Raw genomic sequence first — 23535 nt, forward strand, 5'->3', positions numbered from 1 at the left:
TTCAGATACACGGCAAACAACCCACTCCTCCATGACGTCCTCCAGGGACGCGCCCTGCGCCTGCTCACCAGGCGGCGTCTCGAAGCGCACCTCACCTATCAAACCTTCAGAGTGTTCGGCGCGATCATTCCGGATCTCGATTATGTTCTCGCAATAGAAATGGCGGACCTCCCGACACCGGCAAGTTCGATCCTGCCGCTGTGTCTGCGACCCGCTCTTCAAGCAGTAATGGCCATCGTTGCGCGAACCGGACCGGAGTTGCTTGATATGCTGCGTGGCCGGAGGGTCCGACCGTTAAGGCGATGCCTCCCGATCGACACATGCTGTGCCATGTCGGCAGCATCGATTTCAATGAAAAACGGCGCGTCCGAGACGCGCCGCTTCGAGATCTTGGTGCCGCTGGAAAGGCGTCAAGCGCCAGCAGTTTGCGTATGGGTCGCAAGCTGCTCATCGTGGTTGTTGAACAGCACGTGGACAGCATCGTGGCCGGTCGGGGCGTAGTTCTGCAACGTAGCGACGACATGGGTTTCCGAACCCGAGTTGATGCTGATCTTCGTCGAATTGGTTGCGGTATCGACCGCCGCCGTCATCGACGCGACAGCGCTCGCCTCGGTCATGCCCGGATGTTCGCCGACCAGTGCGTTCAGCAGGTTCGACACATCCAGCTTGTCCCCCTCTCCCTTCGGGCTGAAGTCGGTGATGACGTCGGCCATGTTGAGGTTGTGCAGAGCCTGGGCATCGAGCACGAAGATATCCGCACCAGGGCCACCGGTCATGGTGAAGCCGCCGCCACTCGTCAGCGTGTCGTTGCCGTCGGTACCATAGAGGTGGCCGAAGTCGATCTCGGCATAGGCGCCGTCGTGGCTGAGCGAGAAGTCGCTGGCCGAGTAATCGCCTATGAGACCGATCGCGGCGGTGTGGGTACCGTCGGTGACGGTGAGCACGCCGCCGGTCTTCGCCGCGTTTTCGGCATAGGAGAAGCTGGCAGTCGCGGCAGAGATGTCGCCAAACCGCAGCGTGTCATTGCCGTCGAGGCCGGCGATCGTACCGGTGAAGGCTGCCGCGTGGTCGATGGTGATGGTGGCCCGGGCGTCCGTGTTCAACGTGATCGCCTCGCTGAATGAACCGCCGATTTCGAGGCCAGCATGACCCGACACCAGCACCGTGCCGCTGCCGCTGACATTGCCCTCGAGATTGATATTGCCGCCATTCGCCCACAATGTGCCGTCATTGACGACGCCGCTGTGTATGTCGAGTCCGCCGGTCCCGGTCGCCTCCATCGTGCCGGTATTGCTCACCGCGTTGACACCGGTGTCGATGACGAGCGCGTGGCTGCCGTCGGCAATGATCGTGCCCTCGTTGACCAGCGTCAGGTGACCGTCGCCGAGTTGGCCGGCGCCGGAGATGGTGTTGTCAACATTGGTCAGCGTGACATTGTCACCGCTGCCGAAGATGACGTTGGACGCATCATCGGACAGCGTCACCGTGCCGCCGCCGGTCAGCGTGAGGCCGTGTTGCACGATTTCGAAGGCCGTCTCGCTGCCGGTCGAAGCGAGGTGGATGCTGCCGGTATTGTCGAGCGTGCCGCTAATCGGCATCAGCGCGCCGTCGCTCAGCACCATATCGCCGGTATTGTGCGTTACCACCGTCTCGTTGAAGAGGAAGTCGTCCGCCGTAAGCGCCGCGGCGCTGACGCCCGCCAAGGTAATGGTCTCGCCATCGCCGAGCGTGATAACGGCATTGCCCGATGCGTCGGTCGACAGATGGGCCTGAACGTCCGCGAAGCTTGAGAAGCCCGCGAAGCCGACCAGATCGATCTTATCATGCGCCGTGTCGAAGTTGTGCACGACGTCGGCACCGATGGTGTTCGCGAAGACCAGCGTGTCGTTTGCGCTCGATGCAGTGAGCGTATCGTCGCCCGACCAGGCGAAAATCGGCGCTCCTTTGGCATAGGCTTCAACGTTGTCGGCCACAGTGGCCATGCCAGTCGAGCCGTCCGCATTGGTCCAGGTCTCGGTGACCTGTAGGACCAGTGCGCCGGTAACGCCTTGGGGCGACGTGACCGTCAGCGACGACGGATCGCTAGTGGAAACCGACCAGGTACCGTCGGCATTCTGCGTACCGCCGCTCAACGTCCAACCGGTGTGCAGGCCGGCAACGGTGACCAGCACCGCGCCGACATGATCCGACGGAGCAGAGAGTGCAAGGTTCATCGCCTCGCCAGAAGTGCCGGCGGGCATATTGGAATATGTATAGTCCACATGCACAACCGCAGAGGATGATCCACCATCGCCGTCGCTGACAGTAAAAGTAACAGTCCGGTCGCCTCCCGAATTCGAGGTCGAGCTGAATTGAATGTCCTTCAGCAACGCGGTTACCGCAGCCGGCGTAGCATTCGTGTTGAAGCTAATCGTCAGCGTTGCACCACCATCGCTGGATGTGAGGGTACCAATGTTCTTCCCGTTATAAGAAAGATTGCCGGAGGTCGCACCTGAAACGCTCAATTTGACCGAGGAACCCGTCGATTGGACGACAAGTGTTCCACCGCTGAAATTGGTGGAGTCAGCGTCTGTGACCAGAGCGTGCGGTGCCAGATTAACGGCGCCGGTCTTCGCTTTGTAGCTGATTGATGAATCGCTTCCAGCGGTCGAAGTATTCAGATCCAGTACCGGCGCCACATCTTGGTGCGCGGCGACAGTAAGCGTCGTTGTGCTCACGCTACTGTCGACCGCCCCATCATTGACGGACCAACTGATCGTCCGGGTGGCTGTGCTGGAGCTCGTCGACGAGAACGTGACGCTGTCCAGGACCGCCTGGTAATGCGCCAGCGTGTCGTTGCCTGTCAGCGTCAATACGCCGGTTGTGGCGTTGTAGCTTGCCGTAATCGACGTCCCCGTCAGCGCTACTGACAATACGTCGCCGCTCGCAAAGCCGCTCGAAATGGAAACCTTGGCTGACGCCAGTGTCGTATTGTCGACGTCGGCCACGGTCGTCGTGCTCGACAGCACCATCGCGGCGTCTCCCGCGGTATAGGACGCAGTCGAAGCAGTGCTGCTCAGCACCGGGGCATCGTTCGTGCCGTTAACCGTCACGATGACCGTCTGCGTCGTGACGCCACCTTGGCCATCGCTCAGCTGAACCGTGAAGCTTTCCTGCGGATGATCCGAAGCATTCAGCGAATCGGCCTTCGATTGATCCAATACATAGCTCCAGGTGCCGTTAGCACCGACACTCAGCGTGCCGTAAGCGCCCGTAACCGACCCATTTTGATTTCCTGTCTGGCCGCTGTCCGCAACCACCGACCACGTCAAAGACGTGTTGTCGACATCAGCCCCCGTCAGATGGCCGGAAACCGAATTATGCGCGCTGTCGTCAGCAACGTTAACACCGGCCTCCCTCACTGCACCGCTGGCACTGTCGCCGCTGGCGATCGAGATCGTTGGCGCGTCGTTCGTGCCGTTGACGGTGATGTTGACCTGCTGCGTAGCAATGCCGCCATGGCCGTCCGCGACTTCGACCGTGAAGCTGTCGACCTTCTGATCGCCAAGCTGCAGCGAGTTGGCCGCCGTTTCGTTGATCGTGTAGGTCCACTTGCCGGTGCTCGCGTCCATCTGGAGCGTGCCGTAGGTGCCCGGCATCGACGACACAGTCGTCTGGCCCGAGACGATCGACCAGGTCGCGGTGTCGCCGTGGTCGACATCGCTGCTTGCCATGACGCCAGAAACGGACGATGTCCCAACTGCATGGCCGGTCGTATCCAAGCCTTGCTCGACGACCGAACCGGTCATCTGGCTCGATGCCAGGATAACAGGCGCATCGTTGGTGCCGGTAACCGTCAGCTCGTAGACCCCGGAGGTGACGCTGCCGTTGCGATCCGTCACTTCGAAGGGAATGCTGATCTTGGCGATCTCGCCAGCGCCAAGCGCGTCGAAGGCCGTGCCTGGGGTTACCGTAATGGTCGAGCCGTCGAAGCTCAATTGTGGCATGCCGAGGGTGATGCCCTGTGGACCGGAGACCACCGCATGCGCGGTGTCGAAGGTAAGCGCACCCGTGGTGCCCTGACCGTCGGCGCCGTAGTTGAACTGGGCCGAGCCGAAGGTGAAACTGTGGGTATCGTTCTCGTTCATTGCATCGGCGATGACCGGCAGCGACGTTGCCGATGCGGCGGTCAGCGAGACATTGGCGAGATAGGTGCCGGTGTTGTCGCTAGCAGTGCCGACTTCGACGAAGGAGATCGTGTTGTCGCTGCCGTGTGCCGTCAGCGGCAGGGTGATGGTCGACATAGGCCCGGCGCCAGGCGTCGGCGTCAGCGTATCGACCAGCTCTCCATTCCACCAGACCTGCACCGCGGCGGTGCCGTTGGCGGGCGTGCCATACTCGAAGCTTAGAACGTAGCTTGCACCATCAGTCAGACCGTGAACGGTCTGCGAAATCGCGATATTGCCCGGAGAAGCGCCGAGATCGATCATCGGCGCGCCGTTGGACGACGTAACGCCGTTATAGTTGCTGGCAATCTCTTCAAGGCGCACGCCGGTCTGGCCTGGCTCGGTGCCGGAAATTGTCCAGCCGGTGCCTTCGGTCGCCCAGATGAAGCCGCTGCCATTCGTCCAGGCGGATGCCGTTGCATGGGCGAAATCGCCGTCGACCAGAAGGTTCGCGGCAACAGCATGGCCAGCAGTATCCTGCGCGCCGATGATGACCGGGAAGTCGTCGGAACCGTTGATCGTCACCGTCAGCGTCTGCGTGCTGGTGCCGCCGTGATTGTCGGTGATCGTGAAGGTGAACTTGTCGGTCAGCGTCTCGTTCGGGATGAGATGCTGCACGGCCGGATCGGCATTGTTCAGGACATAGGTGTATGCACCGGTGGTGCTGTCCCACGTCAGCGTGCCGTAGGTGCCCGCGACCCCTGCATGGCCGTCGGCGACGTCACCGACCTTGGCGACTGACAGAACATCCAGGTGGTCGACGTCGCTGGCCCCCGCAAGAAGGCTGCCGGTCGCCGTGACTGCCGTGTCCTCAGTCGCAGAGGCTACCTCGGCAGCGGCGATCGGCGCATCGTTCGTGCCTATGACGTTGATCGTGATCGTCGCGGAGCTTTGGACACCGTGAGCGTCCTGAACGGTATAGTCGAAGACCTCCTTGACCTTTTCGCCCTGGCTGAGGGAGTTGGTCGCATCCTTCGTGTCGTCGAGCGTATAGCTGTAATCGCCGTTGGCGTAGATGGTCAGCTTGCCATAGGTGCCGTCAATAACTGTCGGGCCGGAGCTCGCCACATTGGCAACCGCAGACGGCGTCGTTCCCGCATTGATACCGACGACCGTCAACGTATCGAACTTGTTGGTGTTCGCATCCGTTGCATGGTTGCCGTTGAAAATGAAGCCTTCGACGCTTTCGGCGGAGCTGTCTTCGGTCACCGGGCTCAAGGCGGTGAAGTTGTTTGCCACAGGCGCAACGTTCATCAACTGGCTGAGCGACAGCGTGCCGCCGGCACCACCGTTTTCGCCCATGAAGGTGAACTGCTCGACATTGGTGACGGTGATCGTCTCGGTGCCGTTCGTCAGCGTATAGCTGCCGGTGCCGTCGTCGGTGCCGGTGTGGGTCACCGTCCAGTCGGCCCATTTGCCGGCAAGCTTCAGCGTGTCGGTGTCGCTGCCTGCGGTTGCAACGGGATCGTTGTCGTTGATGACGATGTGGACATTGCCGGTGAGGCCGGTCATGTCGAAGGTATCGTTGCCGCTACCGCTGTTGACGACGATCGTGTCGGGCGCCAGCGCCGTATCGCTGACATTGCCGAAGACGATCGTGTTGCCGGCGCTGCCGCCGAGATCGAGGTAAAGGTCCTCGATGCCGTCGGCACGGACGCTGCCGCCGCCGCTGATGCCGATGGTCAGATCGGCATGGTCGTCGGCCGATGCGATGTTGCCGGCATCGCCGAGGGCAATCTCGCCAATCGTGTAGGTGTGACTGTTGCCATCGCCGACGATATGCAGTTCGTCGGTGTCGGTTTCCTTACCGCCAACCAAGGTCGCACCGCCGTCGATACGGTCGTTGCCGGAACCGACGATGTAGTAGATCTTGTCGCTGCCTGTGCCGCCGAGGATCGTGTCGTTGCCCGTACCGGCGACGATGGTGTCGTTGCCGGAGCCGCCGATCAGCGTGTCGTTGCCGGCACCGCCGAAGATGACGTCGTCGCCGGCACCGCCGTCGATGGTAACGCCACCACCCGCTGCATCGCTCATGTAGGTCTTGGAGACTGCGATCAGGTCGTTGCTGTCGGTGCCAACGATGTGTTCGACGCCCTGGAGCTGCAGGCCCGCGTTCGAGCGGTAGTCGAGGACGTAGCCGTTAGAACCGGAACCCTGCAGATAGAGCGTATCGTCGCCGGCGCCGCCATTGACGTTGTCACCGGTGCCGGACTTGCCGGCAAGCGAGACCTCGATATTGACGCCGGCGCCGAGGTCGAAGCTGCGCGGTGCATAGCCTCCGGCATCGGCAATATCGGCAGACAGATAGATCTTGTCGTTACCGGCGCCGGCATCGATGTTATCAGAGCCGGTGCCGGCCTTGATGATATCGTCACCGGAACCGCCGATGATGGTGTCGCCGTGGTTCGAACCGACCAGGGTCACGCCGGTTGCATTGCCGGCATTGGTCAGTGTCCAGCCATTGCCGCCGGCAGCCGACAGGTCAATGTCATGGCCATTGGCATTGATCGTTGCCGTCCCGCTGTTGACCGTGTCGCTCGTTGCGGTCCAGTCACCGGTGGCGGTGATGGCAGCGGTCGCGCCGTTCAGAACCTTGACGATATCTTGGTCGTGAAGATCGGTGACGGTGACCGTTCCGCTGGCAGCCACGAAGGTGTCGTTACCTGCGCCGCCCGTTAGCGTATCGCCGGCACCGCCAACCAGCGTGTCGTCGCCGCTGGTGCCGATGACATGCGTCATATCGGCTACGTTGTCTCTGCCGACAACATGGAGCGCGCCGGCATCGGTTGCCGTATTGGCGGCAATCGTCTGCGAGCCGACGGTCTCGCTGACGTCGGAGAGGTTGACGGTAACGCCGGTCGAGATGGCGGAGTAGTCGATCGTCTGAGCGGTTACCGTGCCGGCTGCGTTCACTTCGACCGTGAAGCTGCCGCTTGCCTTATCATTGTCGCCGTCCGTGGCCGTGTAGCCGAAGGTCAGATCGATCGCATGGCTGCCATTGGAAGCGATGGCGTCGGAATGATCGAGCGGCTGGAGGAGCGTGAACGTATAGGAGCCGGAGAGTGCGAGCGCCACGGTGAAGACCACGTTGGCCGCATCCGCCTCCGTCGGCATCGCTCCCGTATAGGCCACCAGCAGGCTGCCGATGAAGGCATAGGCCAGCGGCTTTCCGTTCGACGACAGACCGCTCGGACCCGTCACGTTGCTTGCGGCGGATGCGTTGCTGAAGACGACGCTCTTGGCGCCGTCGGCGCCGAAGCTGATCGCCAGCGAACCCGTAGCAGTCGGATGCGTCGTCGCCAGGTCGTTTTCACCGACGCCGCCGATAGCCACGCTTGCGATGGTCGGAACGTCGTCCTTGAAGGTGATGACACCGGACAGGTCGGCAGACTTGCTTGCCGTATCGCCGTCGCCATCGGTCACCGTCACCACTGCGCTCAGGGAGCCGGTGGCAAGGTTCAGGTGGTCGACCGGGTTGTTGTTGACGATGTCCTTCAACGCCACGTTTTCCGTGACGTTGAGTGCGCCGCTGCCGGAGTCGATGGAGATCGTAAAGGCAATGTGCGTCTTGCCGTCGGAGTCGGTGTAGACGCCGTTGACCGTCCCTGCCGACTGTTGCTGCAGCGTGATCGCATGATTGTCGATGGTCGAGAGGCCGGAATTCCCATTGTTGCCGACCTGCAGAGAATAGACCTGCGAGGCAAGGCCGTCGGCGCCGGCATTGACGACCGCCGTGACGATCGAATGCGTTCCGGTCGTGGCGCTGACCGGGGAGGACGGCGTCAGGCCGTGTTCGTCCACGGTGATCGCCTGGCTCTTGTCGACCACGAAGGACGAGATGGACGGGCTGTCGTCGGTGACATCGACCGAGAAGCTCTGCGTGCCGGTCGTGGTATCCCCGTCACCGTCATGGCCGGCAACCTGGAAGGTCAGCTTGATATCCGAAAGGTTGGTTTGGCCGTTGACGTCGTCGAGCGCCTTGTAGAGCGTAAAGTTGTAGGCGCCGCTGGCGTGAGCACTGTCCTGAGACAGGTCGACCTTGAAGACCCAGCTCGACTGGTCGGCGGCATTGCTGCCGGTGTAGGCGATCAGGGTCATGCCGTCGCTGCTGACCGAGTAGGACAGCGCATGGCCGCCGGAGCTGAGCTTGGTCGCATCGAGGCTCTGATTGTTGCCGTAGCTCGCGGTGAAATAGCTGCCGTTCGAACGGGCGACAAAGGTAACGGCATGAGCAGCCGGACCATCGGCGCCGAAGGCGAAATTGAGCGCAACCGCGCCGGTGCTGACGCCGGAAGGCGAGATCGCGCCCGAATTCGTCAAGAGGCTGTGCTCGGCAAGCGTCTTCGTCGACACGGCGTTGCCGATCGACGGGCCGTCATCATCGAAGCGAATGCTGCTGCCGATGGAAACGGACGTGCTGACAGTGTCGCCGTCGCTATCGGTCGCGCTCAGCACTGCCGAAAGCTTGCCGGTGAGATCGACCGTATCGCCGTCCGACTTCGACGTATTCGGGTTGGCGAGCGCCATGTACTGGGCGATGCTGACCTTGCCGCTGTCATCGATGCGGATCGCAAAGGCGATCTCGCCGTCCGCGATCTTGCCGACAACCGTGCCGTCGGCGAGCTGGGAGAGCGTGATCGTCTGACCTGCCGTCGTCGTCAGGCCGGAGTCCGCATTGTCGATATGGAGTGTCAGGCTGCTTGTCGCACCCGTCGCATCGTCGGCGCCCATCGAGACCGACGGAGAAACGACGCCATGCTGCGCGTAGACCGTCGACATGTGAGGATCGTTGCCGCCGGTGATGCCGGCAAACAGGCCTCTGATCGAATTGCTGGCGCTGACGTCGTCATCGCCTCTGCCGCTCTCGTCGATCGTGATCGAGCCCGTCAGGGCCAGACTGACCTTCGGAACGTCGTCGACGATGGTGACCTTCAAGGCGCCCGTCAGCGTCACGCTGTCGCCATCACCGTCGGTCGCCTGGATGACGGAGCCGAAATCGATGGCCGAGATCGAACCATTGCCGGAGCGCAGGTCGTTGCCGGGGCCGGCGACATTGTCGAGCTGGTCGTACTGCTGGAAGGTGAAGCTGCCGTCGGCGGACAACGACAATGACAGGACCGGGCGGTCGAGAAGTGGATTGTAGCCGCTGTGGTGGTCATTATCGACATAGCCGATGATCACGTTGTTGACGACGGCATAAGAGAGCGCTTCGCCACCCGAAGTCAGATGCAGAGCGGTAAGCGTCGACGCCGCTGTGGCGGTGAAGCTGAAGCCGCCGCCGGCCGCTGCGCCATCGGCACCGAAGGAAACGGTGGACGCAACGGAACCGGATACCGTGGCCGCAAAGCCGAAACCGAACAGTGCAGGCTGCGAGGACGAACCGTCATGCGTGCCATCGAGCGCGCTGTTGCCATGCGACAGGAGATTGTAAATGTCGCCCTCGTCAGCCCTGACGGCAACGGTCGTGCCGGATGCAACCGGGACGTCGTCCGTGATGGCAATCGCAAGCGAGCCCTTCGCTGTATCGCCGTCGCCATCTGTGACCGTGAAGCCGAAATTCAGCGTCAGGCTGTCTTCGGTGGTCGACGAGGTCGAATGAACGAGCGGCGCATCCGCGGTGAAGCTGTAGGACCCGTCAGCGCCAATCGTCAGAACCGCGACGGTGGCATGGCTGGAGGCGCCGGTTGCTGTCCAGGTGGTCACACCGTTCGCGGCAGACGACGTCCAGGACACCGCTTCCTGATGGCCGATGCCGTGGCTGTCGAGGTAGATCGCCTTCAGCGTCGGCAGGCTGTCCATCGATACACCCTTGACGCCGTCGGCACCGGCGGAGAACAGCGCCCCTGCGTCGCCGTTGATCGTCTTCGCGTCGGCGGCGCCGTCGAGGTTACCATGTGCCTGCGCGTCGTCGTTGAGTGGCGTCGAGGTGGCATCAACCTTATGGGCGATCGGTGCGTCGTCCTTGACGGTGACCGTGAGCGCGCCATTGGCCGTATCGCTATCGCCATCGGTAACCGTGAAATTGAAGGTCAGATCCTGCGTATTTTCCGCGGTCGGGCTTGCCGTGTGAGCGACCGGCGCGCTGAGCGTGAAGCTGTAGGAACCGTCAGCGCCGATTGTCAGAGTCGCGACCGTCTGGCCGCTGTCCTTGCCCGTCGCGATCCAGATCGTCTCGCCGCCCGCCGCCGTCGTCGGGCTGCCCCAAACGACCGACTCGACATGGGCAAAGCCGTCCTTGCCGATATAGATGGCGCTGAAATCCGTCGTCGCTCCGAGCGTCACCTGATGAACGCCATCCGCACCGCCCGTAAAGAGCGCGCCGCTCGCGCCGCTGACAGTGTCGGTGTCCGCGACGCCGACCGTATCTGGATTTCCGCCCTTCAGGGCATCGTCATTCAACGTCACGCTGGTCACCGTGACGGTGTTTGCCAGCGGCACATCGTCGGTAACGTGCAGGGTCAGCGAACCAGTCGATGTATCGTTGTCGCCATCGGTCACCGTGAAGGTGAAGGTCAGCGGCAAGCCTTCTTCCGTCGTGCCGGAGGTCGGGTGGACGAGCGGCGCACTGGTGCTGAACGTGTAGGAGCCATCGGCATTGATGGTCAGCGTGGCGACGGTCTCGTGATTGGCGCTGGAAGCAACCCAGGTCGTCGCACCGCCAGAAATCGTCGGCTTGCCCCAGGTAACGTCTTCCTGCTGCGCGAACCCATTGGCATCGACATAGATCGTCTTCAGAGCCGGAAGGCTGGACTGATCGATCGAGACGCTTGTAAAGCCGTCGGCGCCAGCGCTGAACAGGGCGCCGGCAGCGCCCGAGACGCTATGCGTATTGGCGTCGTTAGCGTCCAGATTTCCGCCGGTCTGTGCATCGTCGTTGAGCGGCGAGGCCGTGTTGTCAACCGCGTGAGCGACCGGCACGTCGTCCTTGACGCCAACCGTCAGCGAGCCCGTTGCCTTGTCGCCGTCGCCATCAGTGACGGTGAAATTGAACGTCAGGGACAGGGTCTCTTCAGCGGCTTGCGCGGTCGGATGCGCAAGCGGCGCGCCGGTCGAGAACGTGTAGGAGCCATCGGCATTAACGGTCAGCGTGGCAACGGTCTCATGATGCGCGCTGCTGGCCACCCAGGTTGTGCTGCCGTCGGCAACCTGCGCCTTGCTCCAGGTCACGGCTTCCTGATGCGCAACGCCATTCGCATCAGTGTAGATCGTGGTCAGCTTCGGCAGATCCGAATGAGCGATCGCAACGCTCTTGAACCCATCTGCGCCCATGTTGAACAGGCCGCCGATGCTACCCTTGACGCTGTTGTTTTCATCGGTCGTGTCGTGATTGCCGCCCGGGGACATATCGTCGTTGAGGACGCGATCGGCCGCGACATTGTTGGCGACCGGGAGGCTGTCGGCGACGTTGAGCGTCAGGGAGCCCGTTGCCTTGTCGCCATCACCGTCGGTGACTTCGAAGCCGATCTTGAAATTCTCGTTGTCGGAACCCTTGGCGTCGGCGAAGGCGCCGGACTGCACATAGGTGTAGCTGCCGTCGGCATGGACGGTGAGCGTGAAGATAACGTGTCCGGAATCCTTGCCGGTCGCCGTGTAGATCGTATTGCCGGAATCGTCCCTCGAGGTGCTGTAACGCAGCGCTTCGGCATGCGCGACGCCGTTTTCGTCAATATTGATGGCCTTGAGATCGGTCGGATTGGTGAAAGTCAGCCGCGCGAAGCCGTCGGCGCCTGTCGTGAACAGGGTGCCTGATGCGCCGCCGACGCTGTCGGTGTCAGTCTTGGCGCCATCCGACGGCGTCGAGCCCTCGCTCGGCTGCTCGAGAAGCAACTGAACGGGAGACGGATTCGGCCCCGAGGAGGTCGACGTGGTGTCGTGGAGGTTGCCCGCGTCGACCGTCACATTATTGGCGACCGGAAAGCTGTCGGCGACGTTGAGTGTCAGCGAGCCTGTCGCCTTGTCACCGTCACCATCGGTGACTTCAAAGGAGATCTTGAAATTCTCGTTGTCGGAACCCTTGGCATCGGCGAACGCGCCGGATTGCACGTAGGTATAGCTGCCGTCGGCACCGACGGTCAGTGTGAAGAGAACCTGACCCGACTCCTTGCCGCTTGCAGTGTAAATGGTATTGCCGAGATTGTCAGTCGTGGTGCTAAAGGACAGACCTTCCTTGTGAGCGACACCATTGGCATCGATGTAGATGCCCTTGAGGCCGGCCGGATCCGTGAAGGTGACCTGCTGGAAGCCGTCGGCGCCGGCAGTAAACAGGCTGCCCGATCCGCTGCTGACGGAGTCGGCGGCGCCTTCCGACGGCTTCGGCCCTTCGCTGAGCTCGACGAGTGGATGGAGCGGCATCTGCTCTGCCGGCATCGTGTCGTAAAGGTTGCCGGCGCCGACCGTGACGTCGCTGGCGACAGGCTTGTCGTCGGCGACGGTGACGGTGAAGGTGTTGGTGGCGGTATCGCCGTCGGAATCGGTTGCCGTATAACCGAAGGTCAACGTGATGGCATCCGAACCCTTGGCGTCGTCGAGCGACTGGACCAGGGTGAAGTTATAGTGCCCGTTGTCGGTGTCCGAGACCGTCGCATAGAAGACGATGTTCGAGCCAACCGCGCCTTTGCCATCCATGACCGCCGTCGGAGCGGCCTCGCCGGTGTAACCAACCAGCGTGCCATCGGCCAGCAGCGCCGTGTGAACCGCAAGACCATGCGAGCTCAGTGCCTCGCCATCCTGGCCCTCTGTCGTGACCATGGCATTGGTGAAGGCGACCGAGCGGTCACCGGCGCCGCCCTTGTCGGTGTTGGCGTTGTCGGCGCCCCAGGAGATGTTGAGCGAGCCGGTGGCGTTGGCATCGGTCCCGACATGCGGGTTCTCGTTGCCGCCCGCCAGCGCGCCTTCGGTGACAGAGCCTGCATCGCCAGTCGCAGCGACAGGCTTGTCGTCGGCGACGGTGATCGTGAAGCTGTTCGCGGCGGTATCGCCATCGGAATCGGTTGCCGTGTAGCCAAAGGTCAGCGTGATGGCGTCCGAACCTTTGGCGTCATCAAGCGACTGCACTAGGGTGAAGTTATAGTGGCCGTTGTCGGTGTCGGAGACCGTCGCATAGAAGACCACGTTGGATGCAGAGGTTGCCGTCGGAGCGGCTTCGCCCGTATATCCAACCAGCGTGCCGTCGGCCAAAATCGCCGTATGAACGGCAAGACCATGCGAACTCAGTGCCTCGCCATCCTGGCCCTGCGTCGTGACCGTGGCATCGGTGAAGGCGACAGACCGGTCGCCGGCACCGCCCTTGTCGGTGTTGGCGTTATCAGCACCCCAGGAGATGTTGAGCGAGCCGGTGGCGATGGCATCGGTCTCAACATGCGGGTTTTCGTTGCCGCTCGCCAGCGCGCCTTCGGTGACCGTGCCTGCATCGCCGATGGCAGCGACAGGCTTGTCGTCGGCGACGGTGATGGTGAAGCTGTTCGTGGCGGCATCGCCGTCGGAATCGGTTGCCGTGTAGCCGAAGGTCAGCGCGATGGCATCCGAACCCTTGGCGTCATCGAGCGACTGGACCAGGGTGAAGTTATAATGGCCGTTGTCGGTGTCCGAGACCGTCGCATAGAAGACCACGTTGGATGCGGAGGTTGCGGTCGGAGCGGCCTCGCCGGTATAGCCAACCAGCGTGCCGTCGGCGAGCAGCACCGTATGAACCGCAAGACCGTGCGAGGTCAGCGCGCCGTTGTCCTCACCCGTCGCCGAAACTGCAGCATTGGTGAAGGCGACCGAGCGATCGCCGAGGCCGCCCTTGTCGGTGTTGGCGCTGTCAGCGCCCCAGGATATGTTGAGCGAGCCGGTGGCCGTTGCGGCGCCGGTGGCATGGGTCAGGGCTGCGTTGCCGGCAGCCAGCACCGCCTCGGTGACCGAACCCGCTGTACCTACCGCTGCAACCGGCACACTGTCCGCAATATCGACGGTCGCCACAGCCGAAACCGTATGGCCGCTCGTGTCGGAGACTGTATAGCGGAATTGCAGTTCAAGCACATCGCTGGCCGAATTGGCGCCGCGGGGATGGTCGAGAGCAGCGAGCTGGGTGAAGGTGTAGTCGCCGGTCGAGGCGTTGAATACCAGCGTGAAGACCGTGACGCCATTAGCAACGCCGGTGACCGTGTGGCCGTTCTGGGTGACGACAACGGGAACGCCGCCGGACGTCAGTCCCGACAGCTGCTGAGCGCCGTTACCGGTAGTTTCTGCCTCGCCAACAAGCGTGACGGTGGTGATCGCGGCATGATTGCCGCCGAAGCCGAAGCGGCCGGTGCTGCTTGTCGTGAGGAAGGCGCCAGTGCTGCTGCCGCGTTCGATCAGCGAGGCTGTTTCGGTCGCCTGCTCAAGGATAAAGGGAACCCGAGTCTGGGTGCCGGACAGATTGCCGCCGTTGCCGTCGCCGTTTGCGCCGCCGGGACCGAGGAGACCAATCAGATTTAGTGGCGTCCGCGCATTTCCAGCCTGGCTGTCCGTGAACTGGTGGCCGGAATCCGTGCTATTGCCGGCGTGAACAGAACCGTCGGGACCTTCAGCGACGTTGATGCCCTGCTGCTGCAGTGCAGCGACCACGGCCTGCTGCGGCAGCGTGACTTCGCCGATCAGGAAGGTCGGGACGTGGAGCGCACCGTTAATGATGACGATGCGCGTGCCGTCGGCCTGGATCAGAACAAGGTTGCGCCCCTCGACGTGGATGTCGTCGATCGAGGTGTTGGCCGGCAGATGGACGACGTTGCCATTGTCCGGCACGATTTGGATCGGCTGACGAGTGTCGGTGTTTTGCGGCTCGTTGGCGGCAACGCGCCCAGTCTTGCCGCTCGCCTGCTGCTCACCGGCCTGCGCCATCTCGAACGCTGCGACATCAGCATTCTGTGACAACGGAAGCTGCTGGTCCACGCCGATATCGGTTGCATGGCCCGAGTCCCGGCCGCCCGATACGAAATCGTTCGAAACCGTTTCGTGGTCTACCGTCGAAATGCGCGAATCTTCCATAAGTCTAACTCCCGGTGTCTCGTAATTTGACGGCAATCAATTACGAGAGCGGGGTGATTGCAATACTTCGTTAACCTCACAGATATAGCGGGTTATGCACGACCGCAGATATATTTACCCATGGTTAACTCAACAATCCAACAACTCCTTAAGTATACCGCTTGACTTTGCGCCAGCCGCTGTGTGCAAATGCGCCACCACAGGCTGTCGCAGCCTGCGTTCGAGAATTGGGTGGAGTGAGTTGTGCCGTTTGCGATCAGCCTTTCGTTGAGCCTTTTGACTGATTGGCTGCCGCTGAGACGGTATCGGCGGTCGGCGCACGGTGCCGTTCTTATCCTCTGCGCGGGCCTCGCCGGATGCCAGATGGACGGTGTCGGCCTAAGCAGCAACAGCAGGAACGACGATATAAAAATGCCGTCCACCGCCATCGAAGAAAGCTACGGCGGCGACAGCGGCACGGAAATCACGCTGCTGCTGCGCAAGGGTGCGGCAGGTCTCTACGAAGGTCCGGCTCGCGACGTACGTGACGGGGCAGTGCTTGGCGTCGGCGAGCTCGGCAACAATCAGATTCGGCTGCGTGTAAAAGATGTCGGCCCCGGTCTTGCAGGAATCGCGACGCAGGTCGCAGCGGCCAAGGGCCGTAATGCCGCGCTAATCGTCAGCTATCTGCCGCCGGCCGAAACAGCTGCGATCGCCGCCATATCGCCTGCCCAGCGTCCGCCATTGCTTAACCTTGCGAGTGCCATGGCCGCGACGAGCGGCGATGTCTTCAATCTCGCCTCGGACGAAATCGACAGCGCGACCGAGGGCGTCAAGGCGGCCGGTCCTGGAGGTCACAAGAAGGTGTCGGCGCTGGTGCCTGCGGATCTTTCTCAATCCGACAGCACCAGGTTGGGCAACGCCATCTGGAACAGTGGCAACACTTTCATGGGCCTGGGCCGTTACAACGCAAGCGACCAGGCCGCTGATATCCTTACCAAGAACCGGCCGCTCATCCAGTCGGCCGAGATCGTGGTCATTCTCGGCGATACGCCGGAAATCGGCGCGGTGGCGAGTGCGGTGCGCAGTGCTGCCATTCCCGCTCAGGCGCTGGTAGGTACCAACAGATGGCCGCAATCAGCCTATGCAGTGTCGGCTGCGACGGGCGCATTTGTCGCGACAGACGATAGGCAAAGCAGCGGATTGATTGCCGAGCGTTACCAGCGCCACTTCAATCACCCGCTGACAACCTACGGTGCCTATGGCTATGACGCCATGGCGATCGCCTCCGGCCTCATCCGTTCCCAGGGACCGCAAGCCATCACCACCGCCAACCTAATGAGCAAGGTCGGCTTCCGCGGCACGACAGGGCTCTTCCGCTTCAATGCCGCGGGCATGGTAGAGCGCAAAATGGTGATCAATACGATCGACGGCGGCAAGCTGAAGGTCGCCTCCCAGCTCGCGCAGTCGTTCTGAAGCAAACCGATCGCATCGAGCGTGGTGCGCTTTAGAGCGTTGTCGCCGCTGCTGTTGCGCTCAGCCATCGATTTCGCGCCATGCCGGATCGTCTTGGTGCGCCGAGCGATATCATCCTTAATGGTTTCCCACCAAACCCGATTGAATTTTATACTTATTTGATCGCTGATTTTATACTTAGATTATCTACGCTTCCGAACGCCGTATTCAGAGATATCGCGCATTATTCTCTCAACCAGGGAGAATTAAGCGCCAATGGAACGCAAGAACAACAAAGTTATACTTGCAGCGATTGCTGCAGCTTCCCTAGCCTTTGGTCTGTCGTCAACGACAGTTTGCGCAGCTGCCGCCAGCGAGACTGCCCGCCCGGTCGTCAACCTGTTTGCGGATCCGCTATTCGACACAGTCATCGATCTCGTTGCGCCAGCCGCCGCAAACGCGGTAAAGGTGATTGGGAGCGTCGACCTTGCTGCGCTCAGCCAGAGCCTCGCCGTCGAGCCCGCGGGCCTTCCGCATAATGATGAGGTCGTACTCGAGCCGGCACACCCTGCACAGCCGACCATCCCCCCAATGGGCGACTCGGTGTTCGGAACCGTCGCCATTCCCTTCAAACATCTTGCCGCGCTCGACAAATTCGCAGGCCCGCTCGCCGAGATCCGGTCCGGCAAAGCGCTCGATTGCGGCGCCGGCGGATGCGACGCAGCCTCAGCCGCCGTCGCGGCCGCCGAGACAAAGACTGCTGGCGCCTCTATCCGCGACCAAATCAACGCAATCAATTTTGCCGTCAATCATGCCATCCGCTACGCCAGCGACATGGATACCTATCATGTGACGGACTACTGGGCGAAGCCGAGCGAGGCGCTGTTGCATCAGCAGGGCGATTGCGAGGACTATGCCATATTAAAGATGGCGGCCCTCTACAAGGCGGGCATCGATCTCGACCAAATGGCGCTGGTCATCCTCTTTGACCAGCAGCGGCATTTCTACCACGCCGTCCTGTCGGTCTCGGTCAACGGCAACTATCTCATCCTCGACAACATGCGCGATGAGGTTTTGCCTGACAAGCGCATTGCAGAATACCTGCCGCTCTATTCGATCGTCGCCGGCCGCGGTTATCTGCACGGATCCCGCGATCCTCATGCTAAAGCGGTTGTCGCCGCAGTGCCGCTCGCCAAGGTGGCCCCTGGCGAAGGCGAGATCCACTGATCGGACTTGCCTTTTCGACACGTCCGGGGTGAACGTCGCGGATAACGAAAGCGGCGACATTCTCAGTAAACGGAAATATATCCGATCAGCATCGGCGCCTCGTGTGTCGGCGCCAGCGCCAGATTGATCTGGCCCGTCAGCGATTGCGAACCGAGGCTGATCTTGAAGCCGGTGTTCAGCGTCTTGCCGCGATTGGCCGACAGGACGGAGAGCACTTCCTCGACCTGCGTGTCGATAGAAAAGTGCAGGGTGCGCGCCGTCTGTTGGACGTCATCGATCAGCGGCAGGCGATGGCGCAGCATCTTCAGGAAGGCATCGTTGAAAAGCTTGACCCCGCGCTCCTGCGTCAACACCACCGCCGGCGTCGGCGACGCTTGAAGGACTGCCTTGAGATTGGTCAGCGACGCGACATCCTCGATGGCGTCCAGACGGCTCAGCGCCCATTTGAAGCTTAGCACGCGCAACAAAGAGGCAAGATTGCCGGTTTCCGGCATGTTGGCCGCCGTGTGGTGAACGAGGTCGCCGATGCTGATGCCGCCGGCTTCGGACATGCGTCCGAGGCTGTCCCAATAGATCCGCTCCAGGCGAATGCCACGACGCTCGCCGCCGCCAGTCACGGCACGGAACCGCGGCTCCAGTTCATCGCCTTCGACAGACGGCAAGGCGTCGCTGCGGGCCATCGTCGTGACTTCGTCCTTTCCCGCTCCTTTGCGCATAGCCGCCCTCACCGTTCCGTCAGCGCTTCGGAGCGCGCCTTGTTGATCGGTTTCATCAGATAGGCGAGGATCGCTTTGCGGCCGGTCATGATCTCGGCGGAAGCCACCATGCCCGGGATGATCGGATAGCGCTTGCCGTCGCGCTCCAGCTCCGACTTGTCGGTCTTGATGCGCACGAGGTAATAGGTTTCGTTCTTGTCCTTATCGACAAGGCTGTCGGCGGAGACGTTGACGACCGTACCGTCCAGCGCGCCGAAGATCGAGAAATCGTAGGCCGAAATCTTGATGACCGCAGGCTGGCCGACGCGGACGAAGGCAACGTCGCGCGGTGAAATCTTCGCCTCGATCAACAGATTGTCGGCTGTCGGCACGACGCCGGCGATAACCTTACCGGCGTCGACATAGGCGCCGATGGTATTGACCTCCAGCGTATTGACGATGCCGTCGACAGGGGAACGGATATCCGTATGCTTGACCCGGTCGGATGCCCCGCGGATCGTCTCGTCGACGACCGACAGCTCCGACAGTGCCTGCCCCTTGTCGGTCAATGCCTGTTGGCGCAGCTGCAACCCGAGGTCGTTGACCTGTAGGTTAGCCTCCTTGACGGCCGCCTGCAGGCGATCCAGACTTTCGACGTAGACTTTAAGCTGACCCTGTAGGTCGACCAAGTCTCGCTGGACCTTCAGGATTTCAGTTTCGGCGACCAGCTTCTTCTCGCCGAGCGGCTTCAGCAGATCATACTGCTTTTGGGCGCCGGCGATATTCTGCGTCAGGCGGTCTATGTTGGCATGGGCCTCGTCCAGCTCGTTCTGATGCTGCTTCAAACGCTGGTCGAGAACATCGAGCTTGTTCTGATAGGCGGCACGATCCGCCTCGAAAAGCTTTTCCTCGTTGTCGCAGACGTTCTTGGCGGTGGCCAGAATATCGGCGGGACAAATAAATTGCGCGTCGTAGGTGCCCGCCTCCTCCAAGGCGAGGCGCGCAACCTTGGCACCGAGAGCACGGGCCTTGGCCACCGACTCACCAAGCGTCGATTGCGTCGTGGTATTGTCGAGCTGGACCAGAAGATCGCCCTTACGGACGACTTGGCCGAGATTGACATTGATTTGCTGGACGATGCCGGGCTCGGACGACTGTACGATCTGCGTCTTCGATACCGGTATCACCTTCCCCTCGCCCCGTGCGATCTCGTCGATATCGGCCAACGCCGCCCAAGCGATGAAAGCGGCAATCATCAAGGCGCAGATACCGAGGATCAGCCGGGCGAAAAGTGGAGGATTGTCGTGGATATTGCGACGATGAGTCCGCATCAGGGCACCGCCTTGCGCTGCATCGCCTCGATGACGGCGTGCTTCGGTCCATCGGCAATGATGCGGCCCTTGTCGATGACGATGAGCCGGTCGACCAGCTCCAACATGCTGTGGCGATGGGTCGCCACCATCAGCGTTGTTTCCGGACCAAACGCATTCGTTAGCTTGTTGATCAGATGCCGTTCGCTCGCCAGATCCATCGCGCCCGAGGGCTCATCGAGGAAGACGATCTTCGGCCGGGTCAAGAGCAGGCGCGCGATGGTTAGTGCCTGCTTCTGGCCATTCGAAAGGTTCGCGCCGCGCTCGCCGACCGGCATGTCGAAACCGCGCGGATGGACGGCGACGAATTCCTCGACACCGGTCATCTGCGAGACGGCCAGCAGCTCTTCGTCGCTCGCATCAGCCCGCCCGAGCAGCAGATTTTCCTTCACTGTGCCGGAAAACAGGTCCGACGACTGACCGGCGACAGCCACGGCGGCGCGCACCTCTGCCATGTGATATTGACGGATATCGACCCCATCGATCAACACGCGGCCGCTGGCGGGTTGGAAGAGCCCGTCGAGCAACCGGCCGATCGTCGTCTTGCCTGAACCAATGCGGCCGATAATCCCGATCTTCTCGCCGGGCGTAACCGTGAAGGATAGTTGATTGATGACTGACTGGTCGGAACCCGGATATTGGAAAGAGACGTTCTGGAAGCTGAATGCGCCGCTGCGGATCTGCCGGTTGACAAAGCCGACAGTCGACGGTCGGTCATCAGGCTGTTCCATGATCTTATCGAGAATGCGCAGCGACATGGTGGCCTGGCGGAAGCGCGCCAATGTCATGGCGATCTGTCCGAAAGGCGCGCCGGCGCGGCTCGCCAGCATGACGGTGGCAACGATCGCGCCCATGGCAATTTTTCCATCGGCGAATTCATAGGTGCCCGCCACGACGATGAGGACGCTAACCATCTGTTGCAACAACATCGTCAAGTTGATGGCGTTCGACGAGATGTGCTTAATGTCCTCGCTGGTGCGGCTTGAATATTTCGTCAGCTCCTGCCAGCGGCGCAACATGGTCGCCTCGGCTCGAAGACTCTTCAATGTCTCGATCGTCGAAATTGTCTCCACGAGCATCGACTGGCGACGCGATGCTTCATTCGTCGCAGTCGCCATGCGCTTGCCGATCTGCGCCTGAGCCACGAGCCCAATCACCACAGACAGAACGAAGGCGACGGCCGGAATAACCACCAGCCAGTCGGCGATCATGTAGATGACGATCAGGAAGATGACGACGAAGAGGCTGTCGATCAGCACGCCGATGGTGTTCGAGGTGAAGAATTCGCGCACGAATTCATATTGCGTCACGCGGTTGGCATATTCGCCTGTCGACATCGGGCGGGACGCCAGCGTCGAGTTCAGGATCTTGTCGAAGATCAGTTGCGACAGACGCATGTCCGCCTTGCGGCCGGCATAGTCTATCAGCGACGCGCGGGCCGTCTTAAGGAGGAAATCGAAAAGATATGCCAGGGAAATGCCGGCGGTCAGCACCCAGAGCGTCGGGAACGCCTTGTTCGGCAGCACGCGGTCGTAGACATTCATGGTGAAAAGCGGTGACGCCAGCGCGATAATGTTGATAAATAGCGCCGCCAGCATGACGCGGGCATAGGTGCGCCAGTAGGGCACCAGCGTCGTCGCCAGCCAGTGACGCTTTTCTATCTCCACCGCATGACCGACGCGCGCTTCTTCCGAAGCATTCTGATAGAAGAGCGTGAAGGCAAAGGCGGCCTGCGGATTGAGAGCGGCAAGCTCGTCCCGCGTCAGGTGGAGCGACGCTCCGGCCGTTGGCGCGATGTCGATGACGTAGGAGCCATTTTCGGCCATTTCGAGCAACGGGAGCACGCCGCCGCCGGCAAAGGCGACGATGGCGGGGCAGTCGAAATTACCCAGCCGGCAATCGCGTTCTTTGTGCTTCAGAACCTGCAAGCCGACGCGTTCCGACAGGCGCTCGACATCGTCCTGCTCCATGGCTTCCAGAACCTCGTCCGGAACGCCTGAAAACAGCACTGTATCCGAGCTCGGGCGGCCGTAAAACGCGGCGATCGATTTGAATGCCGACTTGAATGACCGCAGCGATACGCTCGCAGACACGTCAGGTGCCACGTTCAACATGGAGTACTACCAATCTCAGTCCTAACGATTAACGAATCGGCTCGAGCAGATCCATCGGCAGGCCGGGCTTCTGGTGCGAGTCGTATCTGACATAACCGGGATCAGCCGTGTTCGACGACACCCCGAACTGATCGCGGGCATAAGGCGTCGCCTGCTCGACCGGCTTCAGCTTCATCGTCGACAACAAACTGCCCGATGCTGCGAGGATCTTGTATTCGGCAAAGAGCGAAGCGACATCCGCCGTCTTGGCCAAAACCTCGGTGTTGAAGCGGGTATTCTGGGCATCCAACAGATCGAGCAATGAGCGCTGACCGACCTTGAATTGGTCACGATAGGACGACACGAGCTGGGCGTTCGTCTTCTCTTGCCCATCCAAAATACGCGCCAGCTGGCCCTGATTGGTGCGCTCGCTCCAAGCGGAGCGAACCGACTGATCGACCTCGCGATAGCTCTGGCTCAATGCAAAACGCTGTTCGGTGGCGCGACGGACCAGTTCCTGCTGATGGGCAGTATCGATTCCGCCGTGATAGAGGTTCCATTTGGCGACGACACCGACCTGGACGTCGTTGGTGTTGCCCTTGTTGCCGTCAACATCATCACCAATGCGTGCACTGCCGACGAGGTCCAACTTCGGCAGGAAGGCAGCCTTGGAACCGCGGACATCGGCGTCAGCAGCGTTGACATCAGCTTTGGCCGAAGAAATCTGCGGATTATTTTTTTGGGCGATGAAGACGGCGTCATCCAGCGTCTTCGGCAGGTAATGCGCTACAGAGGCAGGACGTTGCGCATTGCTGATCGGCTCGCCGACGACTTGAAGGTAGCGGATCTTGGTCGCATCCAGCTCCTGCTTGGCTTCCTGAAGGCGGGCATCTGCCGCTTGCAGGCGCTCGCGACCCTGAAAGCGATCGGCATCGGTAAGGGCACCACCTTTGATGCTTTCCTCGATGTTGCCGACCATCTGCTTGTGGAAGGCGACGTTCCTTTCCGCCGCTGCGACGATTTCCGTCTGCAGCATATATTCGAGATAATTCTGGGTCACTTCGAGCGCCAAGGCTTCCGAGCGCTGCTGGACGCGAAAGGATGCGCCGTCGACACGAGCCGCCTGCTTGTCCTTTTGTGCCTTGCGGTCACCGCCGTCAAACAACGTCTGCGTGATAGTCAAGCTTACGTCGGCCGGGTTCAGGTAATCCGTGCTACGTGACAGGGCTCCAGACGTGACGTCCGAAAGTCTACGGCGACCGTAACCCGACTCCAGATCGACGGAAGGCAAATAAAGCCCCCGCGCCTGGCGCAACTCGAACTCGGTCGCCTCCCGATTTTGGGCAGCCTCCATGATCTGCGGGTTGGTCTTCATTGTCTTGTCAATTGCCTGCTGCAGTGTCACGGCGTAAGCAGCGCTACTAAATAAAGAACTAATGGCTGCCGAAATCCCGATCGCTACAATCAATCGCTTTCTATAAGACAAAACTGTACCCTTCCC

Annotated in this window: 7 protein-coding genes; 2 read left to right on the top strand and 5 right to left on the bottom strand. The window is 61.3% G+C overall.

The genetic code is table 11. From position 1 onward, the window contains the following. Positions 1-410: 410 nt before the first annotated feature. Positions 411-15215, bottom strand: coding sequence for a T1SS-143 repeat domain-containing protein (locus tag PY649_RS24465; protein WP_285871401.1), 14805 nt, complete (start codon positions 15213-15215; stop codon positions 411-413). A 411-nt stretch (positions 15216-15626) separates the two neighbouring features. On the opposite strand from PY649_RS24465, the gene PY649_RS24470 reads away from it, so the two are divergent. Together PY649_RS24470 and PY649_RS24475 are read left to right on the top strand one after the other, a co-directional pair. Further along, positions 15627-16670 (top strand): type 1 periplasmic-binding domain-containing protein, encoded by a 1044-nt coding sequence (locus PY649_RS24470; protein WP_285871402.1) that lies wholly within the window; start codon positions 15627-15629, stop codon positions 16668-16670. 255 nt (positions 16671-16925) lie between these two features. After that, positions 16926-17876: a transglutaminase-like cysteine peptidase gene (locus PY649_RS24475; RefSeq protein ID WP_285871403.1), complete on the top strand. Its 951-nt coding sequence runs from the start codon at positions 16926-16928 to the stop codon at positions 17874-17876. Between the two features lie 62 nt (positions 17877-17938). Here the strand turns inward: PY649_RS24475 and PY649_RS24480 are convergent, their stop codons facing one another. From PY649_RS24480 to PY649_RS24495, 4 genes are read right to left on the bottom strand one after another with little or no spacing between them, the layout of a single operon-like run. Further along, entirely contained in the window at positions 17939-18592 is a 654-nt protein-coding gene (locus PY649_RS24480; protein ID WP_285871404.1) for a ribbon-helix-helix domain-containing protein, read from the bottom strand. Between the two features lie 8 nt (positions 18593-18600). Further along, the gene (locus PY649_RS24485) at positions 18601-19902 is read right to left on the bottom strand and encodes an HlyD family type I secretion periplasmic adaptor subunit (RefSeq protein WP_285871405.1); all 1302 of its coding nucleotides are present in this window, start codon (positions 19900-19902) and stop codon (positions 18601-18603) included. Beyond that, entirely contained in the window at positions 19902-22055 is a 2154-nt protein-coding gene (locus PY649_RS24490) for a type I secretion system permease/ATPase (protein ID WP_285871406.1), read from the bottom strand. Before PY649_RS24490 ends, PY649_RS24485 begins: the two co-directional genes overlap by 1 nt. 28 nt (positions 22056-22083) lie before the next feature. Next, entirely contained in the window at positions 22084-23484 is a 1401-nt protein-coding gene (locus tag PY649_RS24495) for a TolC family outer membrane protein (protein ID WP_432761398.1), read from the bottom strand. Positions 23485-23535 lie beyond the last annotated feature (51 nt).

Source organism: Rhizobium mayense (assembly GCF_030272705.1).
In the GTDB taxonomy this organism is placed as follows: Bacteria; Pseudomonadota; Alphaproteobacteria; order Rhizobiales; family Rhizobiaceae; genus Rhizobium; species Rhizobium mayense.